Here is a 17,101-nt window from a genome sequence, read left to right as displayed (position 1 = left end):
ATGAAAAATTATATAGGATTGATACAAGAGCAGGGCATGTGGTCCAAGCTGTCTGACAAGCTTTATGGCTGGTGGGATGCCATAATTTTGCGACTGCCTAATCTCGCTCTGGCCATCGTGGTCATGGTTGTGTTTTTCTTCATCGCCAAAGGGCTCTCAGCCGTACTTAGAAAAATTTTTAGAAAGTACCTCAAGAACCAATCGATACGCCGCATTATCGTAAAGATCATCTATGCGATCACTCTCGTTATAGGATTTTTTATCGCTCTGGGAGTCATGGATCTGGATAAGGCATTAACCAGTTTGCTGGCTGGTGCCGGAGTGGTAGCGCTGGCGATAGGACTTGCCCTTCAAGGCACTTTGAGCAACACCTTTTCAGGGATCATGCTGTCCTTTTTACCTAAAATCAAAATAGGAGACTACATCGAGACCAGTGAGCACAGCGGTTTTGTTCATGAAATAAGCTTGCGCAACCTGGTCCTGAGACGACCTGATAACCAGTATGTCATTATGCCTAACTCTAAGTTTATCGAGGAGCCTTTTGTGAATTTTTCGCTAGCAAATCGCTCCAGAATTGCCGTAACCTGCGGTGTGGCTTACGGCTCAAACCTGCGACAAGTGGAGCAGCTGGTAAAAGACGCGATCGCATCTGAATTTGAGCAAAAAGTAGGAGAGCGCATCGAGTTTTATTTTACTGAATTTGGCGACTCTTCCATTAATTTTATGGTGCGGTTCTGGACTGAGTTTGTCAAGAAAAGCCAGATGTATGATGCCCAGCACAAAGCCATTTTACTGATCAATGATGTCTTTGCAGAGAACAATATCAATATTCCTTTCCCCATTAGGACATTGGACGTTTCAAAAGAGGTTCTCGATAGGCTGGGAGGTAGGACTGGGGAATAATGTGGTTTTGAGGTTTCCGCTTTCGCGAAAGCGGGATCAATTTGATTTCAGTGGCTTGAACTGATTGTTGTACAATGGCTTGTTATTTATAGATCAATACTAAGGTTAAAGGAATTCAAATGCGTTTCAGTTAAAATTCCTTTCATATTAAAAATGATCATGTGTTTTAAAAGTTCATCGTTTGAGTAGTCGAGCAGTAAGGAATCATTTGTATGAGATAAGTCTTCGATTCTTCTAAAATACAAGTCACAAAACAGGTTGATATTGACGCTTTTATGGATTAGATTACGGGATTTAGCATCTTCTAGGAGTCCGTGGATAAGATGATCAACAAAGAATCTACGGAAGTCATCAAAAATCTTCTTAGCTTCTGGATAATACTTCCCTAATCCATAAAGAAAGGACGGTGTTAATGAACGTAGTTCTTCAAAACCTTTTTTGTAAAGTAATATGATACTGATAATGGGATCCTGATTCTTAGAAAGGACTTGGTCAATATTTTTCTTATAGTGGATTATAAGATGATTAATACTAGCATTGATTAACTCCTCTTTACTTTGAAAATGATGGTATATTGTTTTTTTTGATATTCCCAAGGTTTTAGAAAGTTCATCCATCGTAACACGCTTGCTGCCGTAACGAGTGAAATTTTTAACTGAGGCTTGCAATAACTCTAACTTGCTTATCATAAGGGTCAACATTATGGCCAAAATTAAACAACTACTTGTTTTTAAAATCCTTGAGAGTATCTGTTATCTCCAGCCTCCACCTAGTGCTTCATATAAATCAACGATCGTTAACAATTGTTGCAATTTATTATCAATGACATTTAATTCAGCGTTTAGTGCGCTTTCTCTTGCAGTAAGTAAATCCAGGTAGTTTGCATATCCATTTTTCAGCAAGACTTCAGAATCAGATTCAGCCTGTCTTAGTGATTCTACTTCCTTTTTACGAAATTTGAATTTTTCAGATTCGGTTTTATAGGCGTACAAAGCGTTTGACACTTCATTACCTGCTGTGAGCAGGGTTTTTCTAAATTCTATAAATGCTTGTTCCTGCTGTGCTTTTGCAACCTCATGTTGCGTTCTTATACTACGCTGGTTAAATATGGGTTGGGTTAGACCTCCTACTACTGTTGCAAATAGGGAATTAGCGTTTAGAATTTTCTCAATATCTAGACTTTGAAAACCTCCAGATCCCGTTATTGTTAGGGATGGGTAGAAATTGCTCCGTGCCACGTTTGTAAGTTCAAACGCATTGATCAAGCCATATTCAGAAGCTATAACATCAGGCCTATTTCTTAAGAGAGCAGTAGGAACTCCTATTGATATATCAGCGTTAATTTCTTGCTGTGTAAGTTCACTACGTTCAACAAGTCTTCCTGGCCTTCCCAATAGGAGATTAAGGCTGTTTTCTGTCCTGAAAATTTCATATTCTATATCTAATTGCAGAGCTTTTGCATTGTTGTACTGAGCGATATATTGATCTACTGCGACCTGAGTAACGTCACCTGCTTCTTTAAGCGCTTTTATTGTAATAACACTACTATCTCTAGTTCTTATGGTCGATTTAGTAATGCGTAGTTGCTCATCAAGAGCTAGAAGTTTAAAGTAATTAGACGCAATGGCCGCAATGAGTTCTGTCTTTACAGCTTTGTGAGCGGCAACAGTTTGTAGAAAACTCGCTTCTCCAGCTCGTTTGTTACTTCTAATTTTTCCCCATATATCAGCTTCCCAAGACAAACTACCTGAAAGTTCATACTGATCGATTGAAGAAAAGAAACCACCAAATTGACTATTCTTAGAAAGTTCCTGGTGCGTAGCCTGTGCGGTGGTGGAGAGTGTAGGTAAATAGCCAGCCTTACCCTGCTTCATGTACGCTTCAGCGGCAACGATTTGCTGAATGGCTACTCGTATGTCTAAATTGTTTTGTAGACCTTCTTCTATGTAGCTAGACAGATAGGAGTCGAGAAACATCTCTTTCCATGAAACCGCTGCCATCGATAGGCTATCTTGTGGTAGGTTATCAGTACGATATAAGTTTTCAGTCTCCTCCATTTCAGGCTGAACATAATCCTTAGCGACAAAACAACTTTGTAAAGTGAGTGCTATAGCAATTAAGGTGAGGTATTTTGCTCGATATATAGTTTGAATTGCGTTCATTAGCTTAACTTTCAATTGATTGAACATTTTGTTTGCCCGACACTTTTTCATGTATCCACTGGAAGAAAATAAATAGGATGGGAATGACAAATAATCCCAGTAAAGTTCCTATGAGCATACCACCAGCAGCACCAGTTCCTATAGATTTATTTCCTTCGGCACCTACACCTTGTGCTAGAACTAGTGGCAATAATCCTAGAATAAAAGCAAAAGAAGTCATAAGAATAGGTCTTAGTCTTGACTTTGCTCCATCGATGGCAGCATTTAGGATACTCTCACCCATTTTCCTTCTTTGAACCGCAAATTCTACAATTAATATTGCGTTTTTTGCTAACAAGCCTATGAGCATGATCAGTGCAATTTGAAAATAAATGTTGTTTTGTAAGCCTAATATTTTGGTACTTAGGTATGCTCCGAATACTCCAAAGGGTAGAGATAACAACACAGAGAAGGGTAGAATATAGCTCTCATATTGAGCACTCAAGAGAAAGTAAACAAATAATATACTTAATATGAAAATGAAGGTAGTCTGGTTCCCGGCATTCACTTCTTCTCTTGTTAGACCAGAGTATGCGACAGAGTAGTTACTCGGTAGGTTTGCTACCTCTTCTTCTATGACTTTTATGGCATCACCAGTACTGTATCCCGGGTTTGTAGCTCCCGTGATTGAAGTAGAATTAAATAAATTAAACCTCGTTACTGATTGTGGTCCGTAAACCCTTTTTAACGTTACAAATTGTGTAATAGGAGCCATCTCTCCTGAACCTGTCCTAATATACATGCCATTCAGGTCATTTGCTTCGGCTCGATCTTCTGGTAGAGACTGTATATAGACTCGGTATTGCTTACCAAATCTACTGAAATCTGATGCATAAATACCACCTATATAACCCTGTAGCGTACTAAAAATACTACTTACATTTACTCCCTTTTCTTTTGCTAGCGGGACATTAACCTCCATTTCATATTGAGGGTAGTTAGTATTAAAAGCAGATTGAGCATACTGAATTTCTGGATGGCTCGACAGAGCAGCTGCAAATTCCTGATTGACTTGATCGAGGCTTTTGAACTCTCCACCAAACTTGTCTAAAAGATTTACTTCAAATCCAGCAGAATTACCAAAACCGCGTATGCTAGGAGGAGAGAAAAAGATGATTTTAGCTTCTGAAATTGCAGCCGCCGCACCAAATAATTTACCAGTAATAGCTTCAGCTGATAAGGATGCATCTTCTCGTTCTGACCAATGCTCTAACTTAACAAATCCAATTCCGTAGTTGCTTCCCGCACCACTTATCAAACTTCTTCCCTTAATGAAGCTTACAGCCTCAATACCTTCTATATCAATGATTTTGTCATAAAGATTTCGACTTACCTCGTCAGTTCTATCAAGGGAAGCGCCCGCTGGTAATTCTATATTTACAAATACGATTCCACGATCCTCATTGGGGACAAATCCAGTAGGTGTAGTATTTGCCGCCCAGTAGATGCCCACCCCAGCGATAAGAAGCAATAATACTGTGACGATTTTATTTCTATATAAAAACTGCAAGGAAGTTCCATATTTACTAATAGTAGCATCAAATCCACGATTGAATAAAATATAGAATCGCTGGAGAACATTCTTATTCTTTAATGATTCATCATTTTTGTGAGGTTTGAGCAATAGCGCGCATAGCGCTGGACTTAGTGTTAAGGCATTGACCGCAGATATTAGAATAGCTATAATTAATGTCATACCAAACTGCTCGTAAAACACTCCTGTGGGTCCCGTTACAAAAGTTACTGGAATAAATACCGCAGCCATGACTAAGGTTATAGATATAATGGCACCAGATATCTCACTCATGGCTGATAGTGTTGCGCTGCGAGGCTCTTCACCATCTTCCATTTTTGCATGTACTGCTTCTACTACAACTATCGCATCATCCACTACAATTCCTATGGCAAGCACTAGTGCAAATAGTGTAAGGAGATTAATGGAATAGCCAAAGACATTAAGGAAGAAAAATGTACCTATAATTGATACAGGGACAGCAATGGCAGGAATTAGCGTAGATCGCAAATCCTGTAGAAAGAGGAATACAACAAGAAATACTAAAACAAAGGCCTCTACTAAAGTGCTTATAACTTTATCAATGGAAGCATTTAGAAATAGACTCGTATCGTATGGGACGAATATGTGCAAACCATCTGGCAGATCCTCTTCTACTTCGTCAATCGTTACTTTAATATTTTCTATAATTTCTGCTGCATTAGAGCCTTTGGTTTGAAAAACACCCATGAATACAGAGGGCTTCCCTTTAGTTGAGGCATTAGAAGAATATGATTGCGCATCTAATTCTATAACTGCGACATCTTTCAGTCTTAGGTATTCTCCATTGCCCAGAGCTTTTACTATGATATTAGCGTATTGTTTTTCTTCTTTAAAGCGTCCACTATATTTCAGAATGTAGGAAAAAGACTCGCCATTATTTTCTCCAAGAGCTCCAGCAGCAGCTTCTAGGTTCTGCTCGTTGATGGCAGCTGCTATATCAGAAGGTATTAAGTTATAAGCAGCCAGCTTTTCTGGTTTTAACCAGATACGCATTGCATAATCCTGTTGTGAGAATACAGAAACATCACCTACACCATTGACTCGCTGCATGGCAGGTATGACATTGATTTTTAAATAGTTTTGAATGAATGTCGCATCGTATTCGTCACTGTCTGAATACATGGATAAAAACATTAATGCACTGGTTTCCTGTTTTTGTGTTACGATACCAGTTTGAATGACTTCTGCTGGTAATAACGGATTTGCTCGAGCCACACGATTTTGAACGTTTACGGCAGCAATATCAGCATCCATAGTTTGATCAAAATAAACGGTAATCTCAGCTGACCCATTGTTTGAAGCAGTCGAGGTGATATACGTCATCCCTTCCACACCATTTATTTGCTCTTCTATAGGGATGATCACACTCTCAAGTACTGTCTCAGCATTAGCACCTGTATAGTTTGCGGTGACTTTAATTGTAGGAGGGGCAATATCGGGATATTCCTCTATAGGCAAGGAGGTTATACTTATGACCCCCAGTACTACTATGATAATAGAGATCACTGTTGAAAGAACTGGTCTTTCAATAAATGTTTTTAACATGATTAGGAATTAGAGTTAGTTACTATTCAGTTCTTAAATAGGGTTGTCACAGGTTGAATAGCTTTGTCGTAGGTTAGCTCTTGGGGGTTATTTTCATTCCATCCCTTAACTTAGAAACACCTGATGGCACTATACGATCACCCGCAGTTATACCAGACCTTACGACATAGAGGTTATCTACCCTCGCTTCAATCTCAATAGTTTTGCCGCTTACTGTATCATTGTCGCCTAGCGTATATATGAAAACCTTGTCCTGAAGTTCATAGGTGGCAGACTGTGGTACAACTATTGCATCTTCATAGGTGGTTGGGATTCTTATCTTACCACTATTACCATTAGTCAGAAGTTCGTTAGGATTGTTGAAGGACGCCCTTACCTTAATAGTCCCAGTTGCATCACTTATTTGACCGGTGCTCGTTTGAATCCTACCTTTCTCTGAATAGATTTCCCCATTTGCTAAAACCAGACTCACATCAGGAGAATTCTTTATACGTTCTTCTTTAGTTTTACCTTCAGCTCGCTGTAAATAATTAATGTATTGAGCTTCATTAAGTGTGAAAAATGCATATACACTACTTATATCACTAACGGTAGTTAAAGGGGTAGTATCTGTCGCGCTAACTAGTGCACCCTCTCTTAAATTTATAGCACCTACGTAACCATCCACAGGGCTTTTAACCGTAGCATAACCTATGTTTGCTGCAATACTGCTATAATTTGCTTTAGCTTGAGCCAGATTAGCTTTGGCTGTTTCTAATTGCACGGAGCTTATTATATTTTTTTCTACGAGCGGTTTTAATTTATCTACCTCGACCTGTGCTACATTAATCCTTGCCTTTGCGGCTTCAGCATCTTGATTGAGCGATTGAGTTTCCAGCCTGAAAAGTGCCTGGCCCTTACTTACCCTAGACCCTTCATCTACGAGTACTTTTTGAATATATCCAGATGTCTTAGCCTGAACATTGCTATTTACAATTCCTTCTATATTGACTGGGTATTCATTATAACCCGTGATAGTTTTCGTTTCTACTGTCGTTACCGGAAACATGGGAGGTTGAGTCGCGTTGCTGCTCTGGGATTCTTCTTTATTCCCGCAGCTTGCCAGGAATAGGAATGTTAAACCGAAGATTATTGAATTTGATAAAGAAGTGATTTTCATTTGTTTTACTTAGAATCGTTCTGAAATGGTATTTTTAAGTTTTGTCACTGAAGAAATTGCACCATCTAGAAATTCAATAAAGTTTTCATGAAGTCTCAATTCAAATTTTATATCGTCGTTTGAAGATAGGTTCAGTTCCTTCTTATAGTCCATGATTTCTATATGCAAGTGCTTTTCATTTTTCCATTCTAGAACAATATTTCCTAAATCTTGAACCATAGTTTCTTTGTTATGGATAAAATACTTTTTTCTATCTCCAGTTTTTGTAAAGTAACTTATCTTCTTGAGATCTTGTAAGTGGTTTAGGTGAGTGGAGATAGTACTTTTACTGGCACATAATTTTGTAACTAAATCGTCAAAAGTGGTCCCTTGTTTGCCAGTGAGAATTATGAAAGCAAAAATTCTACTAGCAACAGGAGCCATGTCCTTTTTTTTCTCAAAAAAAACACCTAGCTTTTCTACCAGCGCTAATTTTTTCTGTTGAAGATTCTTCATAAGAAGATAATTTATTGACAAAAATATGATTAGTTCGGTTGTTTCCGAACCAATCGAATTTAATGTTGTGTTAAATCATTTTTGAAGTAATTTTGAGATCAGAAAAATTGGAAAGAGATAAATTTTTCCGCTTTCGCGAAAGCGGGATTCTTTTAATGCAAAACCGTAAAAAAGTCTTTCAAACCACTCAAGATGCTCTGTACCGCGTAAGATGCGAGAATGAGCCCCATTATTTTACTGATCACGGTGATTCCGTAAGATCCTATTCCCTTCTGGACTGCACTTGCAGCAAGTAACAACAAGCTAGTCAGCACGATGACGGTAAAAACAAGTGCAGTGGTTACCGCTTGTTGCTGGATTGTGTATAAATGGTTGTTAGTCATCAATACCACGGCCATGATCGCTCCCGGTGAGGCTATGGAGGGTATGGCAATCGGGAAAATGGACACGTGTTTGTAATCGGTTATATGACTCTTTTCATCTTCTGGTTTTCCCTCGCCAAAGATCATCGTGAGCGCAAATAAGAATAGAATCACACCGCCCGAGATCTGGAAGGCGTTTAATGAAACTTCCATCCCTTCAAGGATCAACTGACCCACGACTATAAAAAACAATAGAATACAAAAAGCGATGAGCGATGCTCTGATGGCTATTTTACGCTTGTGTCTCGCGTCAAACTTTTTAGTCGCCTCCAGGTAAACGGGCACCGATCCTATGGGATCTATCACGGCGATCAAAAATAATATGGTGGTAAGTATTTCAGTCATTTACAGGTACACCTCTAGTGGTGAAGGATAGGCCTTGCTGGCCTTGGGTGGATATCATCACTGCTTCAAAAAGAGGGGCGCTGCTCCCATCTTTTTGTGCATACTCAAACAAAAAATTTGCTCCAGACCCGCCGTCATAATCCTTTTCCTCGATGATGATCTCCAGGGTTTCCATAGGTTTCACGTAGATAGGATCTTGAACATATTCCCTTAACATTTTGCCGCTGGTATCGTAGTAGTCAGCACTGATTATATAAAGCGTATCGCTGGGCGAGATATTTCTTATGCTTGCCGTGGCAGTGAGATCAAAGGTGCGCTCGTCGTGCACGTGGTATATATGGGAGTAGATAGGTAGATAGGATTTCGCTTTCGCGAAAGCGGAAAAATCATCAACCGTACTCACTCTAGTAGCCCAATCGGGTTGTTTACTGGGATATTTGGCCGTTTCTTCCTCAAAACAACCTATAATCGCGAGGCCCATCACAAGCAATAAAAATCTTCTCATAGCAATCTCCTTCATAAAATTAAAAATACTTCTTTATCCACCAAAACGGCTGTAATCACCCAATATATTTGATTTGAAGCTTATAATCTTTAGCTATAGAACTGTAATACATCAATCAATTGCTGTAACCCAATAGCTGGATCAGGGAATCGATTTCTTCTTCAGGGAGGAACGGACTGGGCATTTTGAATCTTTCACCATATTTCATTTCATAAGTACGTCCCAGATAAAAGGAAAATCTATCTACGTTTATGAAACCTTGATCATAAGCTGACTGCATTTCTGGATAGAATTGTTCTCTATAACTTAATCCGGCATGCTGTATCACTAACCAAGGCGTACTGACTGCTTTTTCACTAAAATCTTCAGGGTTCGGATAATCCTATTTCTCAAAATAGTCTCTGATTTTGTACCTATCGATCGCGTCTATATGATAGATATTTTGTTGTGCTTTTTGAAAAGACATCGGATCAGATTTTTCATTTAATTCCGCTTTACTTTTTTCAATTCGCACTCGCTGATCTTGAGCGTATATTTCTTCTAGATATACTTGCATTTCTGAGGTCGTAGAGAGCAGAGCAAGCTATTGATCAAGTGAATCCGTCACATTTTGCTTCAGAACCCTAGGATCGTCAAATTCAGAAAAGCTAGGTCAAGTAGTGTTTTTGCAACTTGACAGCACGATGATCAGAATGCAGAATGTAATAAGTCTCAATATACTCGTATTAGTTTTTAATAGCTGGAAAATACTTCTTTCTCAGCCAAAACGAAACCCTTACCAGTAAAATAAGCGCCGGAACCTCCACCAGCGGACCGATCACTCCAGCAAACGCCTGCCCAGAATCCAGCCCAAAAACTGCAATCGCTACCGCAATCGCCAGTTCAAAATTATTTCCCGCAGCAGTAAATGCTACAGAGGTGGTTTTATCATACTCGGCTCCCGTGGCTTTGGTAAAAAAGAAACCTATGATAAACATGAGTGTAAAGTAGATCAAAAGCGGGATGGCTATGATCACCACATCCATGGGGATCTCAACGATAAGCTCGCCTTTAAGCGAAAACATCACCACAATGGTGAAAAGTAGCGCAATGAGAGTCAGCGGCGAGATCGTGGGAATGAACTTTTGCGTGTACCAGTCCTCGCCCTTGAGCTTAACTAAAATGACTCTGCTCAGAATTCCCAGTAAAAATGGCAAACCCAGATAAATCGCCACACTCTCTGCAATGGTTGCGATCGAGATATCAACGATCGCACCCTCAAAACCAAAATAGGGTGGAAGTATCGTGATAAACAACCAAGCGTAGAAACTATAAGCAAATACCTGAAAAATACTGTTGAGTGCCACCAGACCGGCACCATACTCGCTGCTGCCTTCAGCCAGATCGTTCCAGACAAGCACCATTGCGATACAGCGCGCCAGACCTATCAAGATCAAACCGACCATGTACTCTGGATAATCTTGCAAAAAGAGCAGCGCCAGCAGAAACATTAAGACTGGACCTATAATCCAATTCAAGATCAGAGAAATCGATAAGATTTTCACATTCCTAAAGACCTTATGCAGTAGTGCATAGTTGACTTTGGCCAGCGGTGGATACATCATCAGAATCAATCCTACCGCGATGGGAATATTAGTCGTCCCACTACTCATGGAATTGACCATTTCTGGGAAATCGGGCGCAAAGTAGCCTATTGAAACTCCCAAAGCCATAGCAATGAAAATCCACAAAGTCAGGTTGCGGTCGAGGAAATTTAGTTTCTTCATTATTTATTTAGGCTTTAGGCTTTAGGTTTTAGGCGCTAAGCATTAGGCTGTGGGCTATACTTTGTAATATCGGTAGGGTTCAAGATGGATTTTTAAACCTTCCTGCTCACATTCTCCCATACTCCCATACTCACAAACTCACATACTCACTGGCGGATGCGATCCGCCGCTACTCACACACTCACACACTCACATACTCACTAGTGGATGCGATCCGCCGCTACTCATAACTCACAACTCACCAACTCACCATCTCACAATCTCACCTGCTCAAAAACCCACTTCATCTCTGTTGCAATTTGGGTGCTGCGCTCAGCGTAGACTGCGTCCTGTTTTGTTGTACCGTCAGAAACCTTGGGATCTTCATAGGTGATGGGAATTCGTTTTTCAGCTCCGGCAATAAATGGACAGGTCTCGTTTGCCGAGTCACAAGTCATAATTGCTGCAAAACCAGACTGTGGATTGAAAGCATGGTCCATAGTTTTAGAAAATCCTACGATAGGTAAAGCATTCTCTCCAGCTTTGATGGCATACACTGGATTTGTTTCATCAGATAACTTGATGATTTCAAAGCCTGTTTGTTCCAAGGTCTGACTGATCTTAGCAAATAGGGCAGTAGCTTCAGTCCCGGCACTGTAAGTGGTCACGTTTGGAACTTCTAGAAATGTGGCTGCAGTCTGCGCCCAAACCTGAGATAGATGACTGCGTCTCGAGTTGTGTGTGCAAATAAAATTGAGCCTTACTGGTACTTGTTTATCGCTCTTCTCTTGAATAAAATCCACAAGCGCCTGCAATTTTGCTTTTCGACCTTCAGAGATCGATGCAGTATCTAGATTTGATAGAAAATCTTCAATTTTTTGAAACATGGATTTATAGATATGATTTAATGATATTTAATCTGACTACTTACTTTTATCAGGCGGATGCGATCCGCCGCTAACGATTCAAGGACTCACAACTCAAGGACTCACAAACTCTCAATCTCAAAGACAGGTGCGCTTCATTGCAACTGTCAAGTATCAACTGGAAACGGGTATCAACAACACCCACTTCCAGGAGCACAAGTCGTTGCGCTTTGAAGTTCAGAGAGCTTTACTCTAGGTTTTTTATCGGGTATGCCACATTGATCTTTGGCAAGACAGTCCGTTTGTTTTGAAGTCAGGATGAAAGACTGTCCATCGAAATCCAGACCAAATTTCCCGATCGTTTCTGCCTGATATTCCACCTCAATCTCATGATTACCGATGTTAAGGACGCGCTCAGCGAGCTCTATAATTGATGACAGTTTCTCAGGATGTAGTCTATGATTGTAATCATCTGCATTCCAAAGTTGAAAATTCACCACCTCTTCTTTACGTACCGTCCCGCCGCAGTCTATAAAGTTTTTAGTGATCTGTCCTACCTCAGTAACATGAAAATGCTCGGGAACCAGTGTCCCGTCAGGTAATTTGAAGGCGATTTTATCAAGATGGTTCAAGTGTTTTTTAATTTCAAATAGTTTCATATAAATTTATTTTAGGCGAACACCCTCAGTCCTGCGGACAGCTCTATTTCGGCAAGCTCAACACGCCGCCTCAAGTGAGCCAGACTTGTGAATGATCGTGATATTACGATGAATGTGTTTAAATTTTTTAGCAGCAATCTTGTTTGTCAATTACATTTTGTTTGAGAAATTGGTCCAGCTCCAGACCTAGGGATTCCCATTTTTGTGTGTCTAGACAGTAGCACACTCGAGTTCCTTGTATGGTTCCTTTGATCAATCCCAAGTTTTTGAGCTCTTTCAAGTGCTGGGAAATTGTGGGCTGCGCCAGTCCTATTTCTTCCACGAGGTCACCGCAAACGCAAGTGTCTTGTTTGAACAAGTGTTCTAATATGGCGAGCCGAGCTGGATGAGATAACGCTTTCGCGAAAGCGGAAATCTTATTCAAGCGTTCCGTAAATATTTCAGATTTTGAGAGTCCCAAAACTAACGTTGATTTGTTTATTGCAATATTACGATAAATGAGTATGCAGAGAAAATTTATAGAATTGATTTTCTAAGAAATTTGTCGGACATCGTATCGATAGCCATCTTTGCCAAAACTTAAATCTGTGCGTTCTTTCTTCTCCGTTATACTATTCATAAGCCTCACTTCATGTGAAAAACAGACGCCAGAGCTTCCTGATCCGCTGGAGGCTGGCTGGAAGGGTGAGCCGGTTTGTGAAGTTCTTGAGGAAAATGAACATGTGCGCACCTTAAAATGTACATTTCCACCCGGCGTGGGACATGAAAAGCACTTTCATGTGAGACATTATGGTTATACGCTCAAAGGTGGCAGGTTCAAAATCACTGATGATACGGGTACACGCACGGTAGATGTGCCAGCAGGTTATGGTTTTTACAAGGATTCCATTTCAGTCCATGAAGTGCAAAATGTAGGTGACCTGACTGCTGAATTTTTGATTGTGGAGCTCTTGGATTGAATTAATTTAAGATCAATTTGTTATCTTAAAAAGTGACGTGTGAGTATTTTCAACTCATGCGAAAATTCCTTAAAGTATTCATCATTATTTCGGTTGTTATCGCCGCGGTATTTGTAGCAGGTCATTTTTATGTAAAAAACAGACTCCATTCCACTATTGAGAACGATTTGCTTACGGGTCAGGTAGCAGTGGAGGATTTAAACCTTAACCTGTGGACGGGTGACGCTTCCGCGACCAGAATTAGAACCGCAGACTCTATCGCAGAAGCGCTGTATTTTAACATAGATAAAGCCGCTATTTCAGGACTGGATTATTTTAAGCTGCTCACTACGGACACGATACAGGTGGACAAATTTGAAGCAGAGGGGTACGCTTTGAATTTAGGGAAAGACAGTTCAAAACAGCAATCTAAGTCTTCACAAAAAGTAATCGTGATCAACGAGATTGCTTTGGACAAAGGAGAAATTTCCAACACTTCTGGAGCTCGGGAGACAGCCTTTTTCAAATTTTCCAAAACGAGTATAAAGAAAGTTAATATACCACTAGAGAATATTTTGGAAGGCCTGGAATATCAAGTGGATCAGATCACTGTAGATTCCTTATTCCTAAAACTGAACAAGCGCGAGAACTTGCACGCCTCAAGGCTGAATCTATATCAAGATTCTGTCGCGGTAAGGAATTTACAGTTTGTTACTAATGACAGTGTACAGAAGCTTGTGCGCGCCGGGAGGATCAATTATGATATTTTGGACTTACAGGTGCCTGAGTTGACGGTTTCAAATTATACTTTAGGATTGATGAGTCCCTCAAAATTTACAGCTGACCGCATAATACTTAACCAACCAGTTTTAACCAGCTGGTCCAATGCAAATCTTGAGAAAGGCGAGCCGGCCGCAACCTACCACCAGCTGCTACGCGATATGAAATTGAAATTAGACATCCGTAAGCTGCAAATCAATAACGGAACCGTAGATTACAGCGAGCCACACGCTGAGCTCGACCGCCGAGGTAGCATTACTTTTGATCAAATCAACGGGAGCATCAATAGCTTCACTAATTTCCAAGAACAACAACCCATCAAGATCGATATGTCGTCGCGTTTTATGAAGGAAAGTACGGTAAACGTAGACTGGACCATGAATGTGTATGACCCTGTAGACACTCATTTAATCAAAACAGATCTGCACAATTTCAGTTTGAGCAGCATGAACTCATTTCTCAATCCTGTATTGAATATCGAGTTGCATGGTAAAGTTGAAGATTATTTTTTCACTATCGATGCGCGCAAGGATAATGGAATAGTCAATACTCAAATCAACTACTCTGATCTTAAAATTGATTTCCTTTCTGAAGATGGCGACAGCAAATGGTTGCTATCTGGTGCGGCAAATCTGATAGCAAAGAAAAATAGCAACGATAAATCAATCAACAAAGATGCGACCATGCCGCGCGATCGTAGAAGGTCCATTTTTAACTTCATCTGGAAGATTCAGGAGAAGGCGTTGAGGAAGGTTATTTTATAATAAATGGAAGTGACTGGTTCAAAGCATTCGTTAAAATACACACGATTTATTGAGATTTATCTTGATTAGATACAATACGCGCCGCATTTACTGGGATAAGCATTTCACGCAGTTTAAATTCAGTCACAGGATGAATCATCGACTCCTTGGTCATTGAGCTAAGTCAAATTTTTACTTCCCAATACAATATCTTTCTAACCTATATTTTAAAGGGGTTGTGAGAGATTAGGCAACAAATAGGCTACAGAATAGCCATATAATCGGCAGTATCACAACAATCAAGGGAAAATATTTGTTGCCTTATTTGTATCAAAGATAACATATTTCAAGAGGTGCAAAAAAAAAAGACCGCTCGTGAGAGCAGTCTCTTTCAACACAATATACAAGCACTATTGGGCTGTACCAGAACCCAAATAAACACTGTTTGATACTTGGCTACCATCAGCAGTAATAAATGCCATAAATAGCTCTACATTATCTCCCGCATAAACGCTCGGTAATGCAACAATATCAGATCCTGTTGCTCTCGTAGCTCCGTCAAGAATAGAAACTGCTTCCTTCTTTGCTGGATTGTACACTAAAAGCATCGCTTTATCTGTTCCGTAGGCGTTTCCACCTGTAGAGTTATCATCCCAAGTGAATGATACTTCGCCAGGTGTAGTTAAATCAACCGCACCGTTAATTGGTGCCGCTAATCCGCCACGGCTTACAAGCGCATCAGGATAAAACACTTCAAAGTTTGGCTCAACACCTGAAATAGCATTGTTCAGGATGTAAGACATCGCTGCATTAAACTCTGTTCGCTTTACCGCAAGCTTTTTGTAACCTTGCTTAATAAATGGCTTCACAGCCTGTAAAAATTCAAGCGTGATAGTAAACTTATTTCTTTGGTTTACTTGTCCCGCAGTTCTCGGATTGGCTACGCTCGCAGGTTTAATGCGTAAATAGTCAATTCCTTTCCAGCTTCCACCGATAACGTTTCCAACCTTACCTGAAAGCCCACCTAAAATTCCTTGTGCAATCTTTCCCATTTTGTTTATAGATTTTGGGGTTAATAATTATTGTTCGGATTTGGTACGGCTTTGGCCTGAAGCAATACCCTTCCTGCGTAAAGTATGGCAAGTTTCGTGCAAATAGGTTTTAGTAGTAGTCTTTGCTTTCGGCTGCGCTGTTTTGCCCTACAACAAAGAAATGGATACATTTTTTTAAAAGAAAAAGAGAAAAAAGAAAGGCAATCGTTTTGTGGCGTGGCAATCCTGTCAAGCTTTTTGGAAAAAATCGTGCGCTTGGATAGGGTTTAAAAAAAAGTACGCCATTTTTCAGCGTACTATTTTTTTCAAAACCCTTGTGGCTTGAGCTTTACTGGATTTTAGCGTTGGCCTTCGGTAGCCACGTATCTTTCCGACCTTTTTTTTCTTTCACTATCTTTATAGCTAATTCAAAAACAATTTATTATGGCAAAATTCGAAATGTACCAAGATTCAAAAAAAGAATATCGATTTAGATTAAAAGCAAGTAATGGTCAAAAAATATTAGCCAGTGAGGGCTATTCGGCTAAAGCAGGATGTGAAAATGGAATTGAATCGGTAAGGAAAAATTCTCAAGACGACAGTAGATTTGAAAGAAAGAAATCGTCTAATAACAAACATTATTTTAATTTGAAAGCTACAAATGGTCAAGTAATTGGAACAAGTGAAATGTACGAAAGTGCGGCAGGTATGGAAAATGGTATTGAGTCCGTTAAAACTAATGCGCCTAAAGCACCAGTAGAAGAAGTATAAATTTCAGTTGTTGACTTCAAGGTGAACCTTTTTTTATTGGAAGGTTTTTTTGTTTAGTCTGATATTGTTTTGAGCAGGTAATCCAAAAGGCGCGAGCCGCCTGCGAGATGAGCAAGGGTGCTGTGAGTGATAGCCTGTAGCGAGTGTTCAGAAATAGGTTTAATCAAATATTCTATGTATGAATGTTATTCAAAATTCGAGCGAAAGGCTCTCACGGCTATGTTGCAAACACAAGGGTGGCGCTGTTTTTTGATGCGGCTGGAAAGGCAAGTGCTGGGAATGCAGGAAGCAATGTATTGAGGATGGCGGTAGATTTTCATCTCTTGACAAGGTTTGAGAGATATAAGGATTTTAAGGAAATTGAGAATTCTAATTGATTAGATAATGAGATGTGAAATCTTCCGCTGTGTGTTGGCTTACATTGCTGACGGAATGAGT

The 17,101-nt window shown here is 39.9% G+C and carries 18 protein-coding genes; 5 read left to right on the top strand and 13 right to left on the bottom strand.

All coding sequences use genetic code 11. The features are described 5' to 3' along the window. Positions 1-903 carry a mechanosensitive ion channel family protein gene (locus BST97_RS05505; RefSeq protein WP_085766288.1) on the top strand — a complete coding sequence of 301 codons (903 nt, stop codon included), beginning with the start codon at positions 1-3 and terminating at the stop codon, positions 901-903. Between the two features lie 86 nt (positions 904-989). Here the strand turns inward: BST97_RS05505 and BST97_RS05500 are convergent, their stop codons facing one another. The 12 genes from BST97_RS05500 to BST97_RS05445 all read right to left on the bottom strand — a co-directional run bounded on the left by BST97_RS05500 (position 990) and on the right by BST97_RS05445 (position 12,860). Next, a complete protein-coding gene (locus tag BST97_RS05500; RefSeq protein ID WP_169711532.1) occupies positions 990-1,592 on the bottom strand; it encodes a TetR/AcrR family transcriptional regulator in 603 nt (200 codons plus the stop codon). 63 nt (positions 1,593-1,655) lie between these two features. Further along, positions 1,656-3,065, bottom strand: a complete 1,410-nt coding sequence (locus BST97_RS05495) for an efflux transporter outer membrane subunit (RefSeq protein ID WP_157111476.1) — start codon at positions 3,063-3,065, stop codon at positions 1,656-1,658. A 4-nt stretch (positions 3,066-3,069) separates the two neighbouring features. Beyond that, positions 3,070-6,204, bottom strand: coding sequence for an efflux RND transporter permease subunit (locus BST97_RS05490; protein WP_085766286.1), 3,135 nt, complete (start codon positions 6,202-6,204; stop codon positions 3,070-3,072). Between the two features lie 73 nt (positions 6,205-6,277). Continuing rightward, the gene (locus BST97_RS05485) at positions 6,278-7,363 is read right to left on the bottom strand and encodes an efflux RND transporter periplasmic adaptor subunit (protein ID WP_157111473.1); all 1,086 of its coding nucleotides are present in this window, start codon (positions 7,361-7,363) and stop codon (positions 6,278-6,280) included. Between the two features lie 9 nt (positions 7,364-7,372). Beyond that, positions 7,373-7,858, bottom strand: a complete 486-nt coding sequence (locus BST97_RS05480) for a GbsR/MarR family transcriptional regulator (protein ID WP_085766285.1) — start codon at positions 7,856-7,858, stop codon at positions 7,373-7,375. 152 nt (positions 7,859-8,010) lie between these two features. Further along, the gene (locus BST97_RS05475) at positions 8,011-8,625 is read right to left on the bottom strand and encodes a MarC family protein (protein WP_085766284.1); all 615 of its coding nucleotides are present in this window, start codon (positions 8,623-8,625) and stop codon (positions 8,011-8,013) included. After that, positions 8,618-9,130 carry a DUF3124 domain-containing protein gene (locus tag BST97_RS05470; protein WP_085768170.1) on the bottom strand — a complete coding sequence of 171 codons (513 nt, stop codon included), beginning with the start codon at positions 9,128-9,130 and terminating at the stop codon, positions 8,618-8,620. The genes BST97_RS05475 and BST97_RS05470 overlap by 8 nt, the downstream gene beginning before the upstream one ends. 115 nt (positions 9,131-9,245) lie before the next feature. Continuing rightward, positions 9,246-9,458, bottom strand: a complete 213-nt coding sequence (locus tag BST97_RS05465) for a hypothetical protein (protein WP_085766283.1) — start codon at positions 9,456-9,458, stop codon at positions 9,246-9,248. A gap of 397 nt (positions 9,459-9,855) precedes the next feature. After that, complete coding sequence (arsB, locus tag BST97_RS05460) at positions 9,856-10,896, bottom strand: ACR3 family arsenite efflux transporter (RefSeq protein ID WP_085766282.1); 1,041 nt, start codon at positions 10,894-10,896, stop codon at positions 9,856-9,858. A 254-nt stretch (positions 10,897-11,150) separates the two neighbouring features. Further along, on the bottom strand, positions 11,151-11,762 hold the full coding sequence (locus BST97_RS05455) for a low molecular weight phosphatase family protein (RefSeq protein WP_085766281.1): 612 nt from the start codon (positions 11,760-11,762) through the stop codon (positions 11,151-11,153). Between the two features lie 170 nt (positions 11,763-11,932). Then, positions 11,933-12,400: a DUF6428 family protein gene (locus BST97_RS05450; RefSeq protein ID WP_085766280.1), complete on the bottom strand. Its 468-nt coding sequence runs from the start codon at positions 12,398-12,400 to the stop codon at positions 11,933-11,935. A gap of 127 nt (positions 12,401-12,527) precedes the next feature. Further along, complete coding sequence (locus tag BST97_RS05445; protein ID WP_085766279.1) at positions 12,528-12,860, bottom strand: ArsR/SmtB family transcription factor; 333 nt, start codon at positions 12,858-12,860, stop codon at positions 12,528-12,530. 127 nt (positions 12,861-12,987) lie between these two features. On the opposite strand from BST97_RS05445, the gene BST97_RS05440 reads away from it, so the two are divergent. Continuing rightward, positions 12,988-13,359, top strand: a complete 372-nt coding sequence (locus tag BST97_RS05440; RefSeq protein WP_245833667.1) for a cupin domain-containing protein — start codon at positions 12,988-12,990, stop codon at positions 13,357-13,359. Between the two features lie 56 nt (positions 13,360-13,415). Beyond that, positions 13,416-14,882: a DUF748 domain-containing protein gene (locus BST97_RS05435; RefSeq protein ID WP_085766277.1), complete on the top strand. Its 1,467-nt coding sequence runs from the start codon at positions 13,416-13,418 to the stop codon at positions 14,880-14,882. 389 nt (positions 14,883-15,271) lie between these two features. On the opposite strand, the gene BST97_RS05430 is transcribed toward BST97_RS05435, so the two are convergent. Then, positions 15,272-15,913, bottom strand: a complete 642-nt coding sequence (locus BST97_RS05430) for a DUF6266 family protein (RefSeq protein WP_085766276.1) — start codon at positions 15,911-15,913, stop codon at positions 15,272-15,274. Positions 15,914-16,336: 423 nt separating this feature from the next. On the opposite strand from BST97_RS05430, the gene BST97_RS05425 reads away from it, so the two are divergent. Further along, positions 16,337-16,663, top strand: a complete 327-nt coding sequence (locus BST97_RS05425) for a YegP family protein (protein ID WP_085766275.1) — start codon at positions 16,337-16,339, stop codon at positions 16,661-16,663. A gap of 182 nt (positions 16,664-16,845) precedes the next feature. Further along, positions 16,846-17,040, top strand: a complete 195-nt coding sequence (locus BST97_RS05420; protein WP_085766274.1) for a hypothetical protein — start codon at positions 16,846-16,848, stop codon at positions 17,038-17,040. The last annotated feature ends 61 nt before the right edge of the window (positions 17,041-17,101 follow it).

Source organism: Nonlabens spongiae (assembly GCF_002117125.1).
GTDB lineage: Bacteria > Bacteroidota > Bacteroidia > Flavobacteriales > Flavobacteriaceae > Nonlabens > Nonlabens spongiae.
Note: the sequence above shows the minus strand (reverse complement) of the source record. Positions and strands in the feature narration are given on the sequence as shown.

Coding starts and splice junctions, on each gene's coding strand:
- BST97_RS05420 (WP_085766274.1), top strand. CDS start 16,846: ATGTTATTCAAAATTCGAGCGAAAGGCTCTCACGGCTATGTTGCAAAC.
- BST97_RS05505 (WP_085766288.1), top strand. CDS start 1: ATGAAAAATTATATAGGATTGATACAAGAGCAGGGCATGTGGTCCAAG.
- BST97_RS05470 (WP_085768170.1), bottom strand. CDS start 9,130: ATGAGAAGATTTTTATTGCTTGTGATGGGCCTCGCGATTATAGGTTGT.
- BST97_RS05485 (WP_157111473.1), bottom strand. CDS start 7,363: ATGAAAATCACTTCTTTATCAAATTCAATAATCTTCGGTTTAACATTC.
- BST97_RS05425 (WP_085766275.1), top strand. CDS start 16,337: ATGGCAAAATTCGAAATGTACCAAGATTCAAAAAAAGAATATCGATTT.
- BST97_RS05475 (WP_085766284.1), bottom strand. CDS start 8,625: ATGACTGAAATACTTACCACCATATTATTTTTGATCGCCGTGATAGAT.
- BST97_RS05480 (WP_085766285.1), bottom strand. CDS start 7,858: ATGAAGAATCTTCAACAGAAAAAATTAGCGCTGGTAGAAAAGCTAGGT.
- BST97_RS05430 (WP_085766276.1), bottom strand. CDS start 15,913: ATGGGAAAGATTGCACAAGGAATTTTAGGTGGGCTTTCAGGTAAGGTT.
- BST97_RS05495 (WP_157111476.1), bottom strand. CDS start 3,065: ATGAACGCAATTCAAACTATATATCGAGCAAAATACCTCACCTTAATT.
- BST97_RS05490 (WP_085766286.1), bottom strand. CDS start 6,204: ATGTTAAAAACATTTATTGAAAGACCAGTTCTTTCAACAGTGATCTCT.
- arsB (WP_085766282.1), bottom strand. CDS start 10,896: ATGAAGAAACTAAATTTCCTCGACCGCAACCTGACTTTGTGGATTTTC.
- BST97_RS05450 (WP_085766280.1), bottom strand. CDS start 12,400: ATGAAACTATTTGAAATTAAAAAACACTTGAACCATCTTGATAAAATC.
- BST97_RS05500 (WP_169711532.1), bottom strand. CDS start 1,592: ATGATAAGCAAGTTAGAGTTATTGCAAGCCTCAGTTAAAAATTTCACT.
- BST97_RS05455 (WP_085766281.1), bottom strand. CDS start 11,762: ATGTTTCAAAAAATTGAAGATTTTCTATCAAATCTAGATACTGCATCG.
- BST97_RS05435 (WP_085766277.1), top strand. CDS start 13,416: ATGCGAAAATTCCTTAAAGTATTCATCATTATTTCGGTTGTTATCGCC.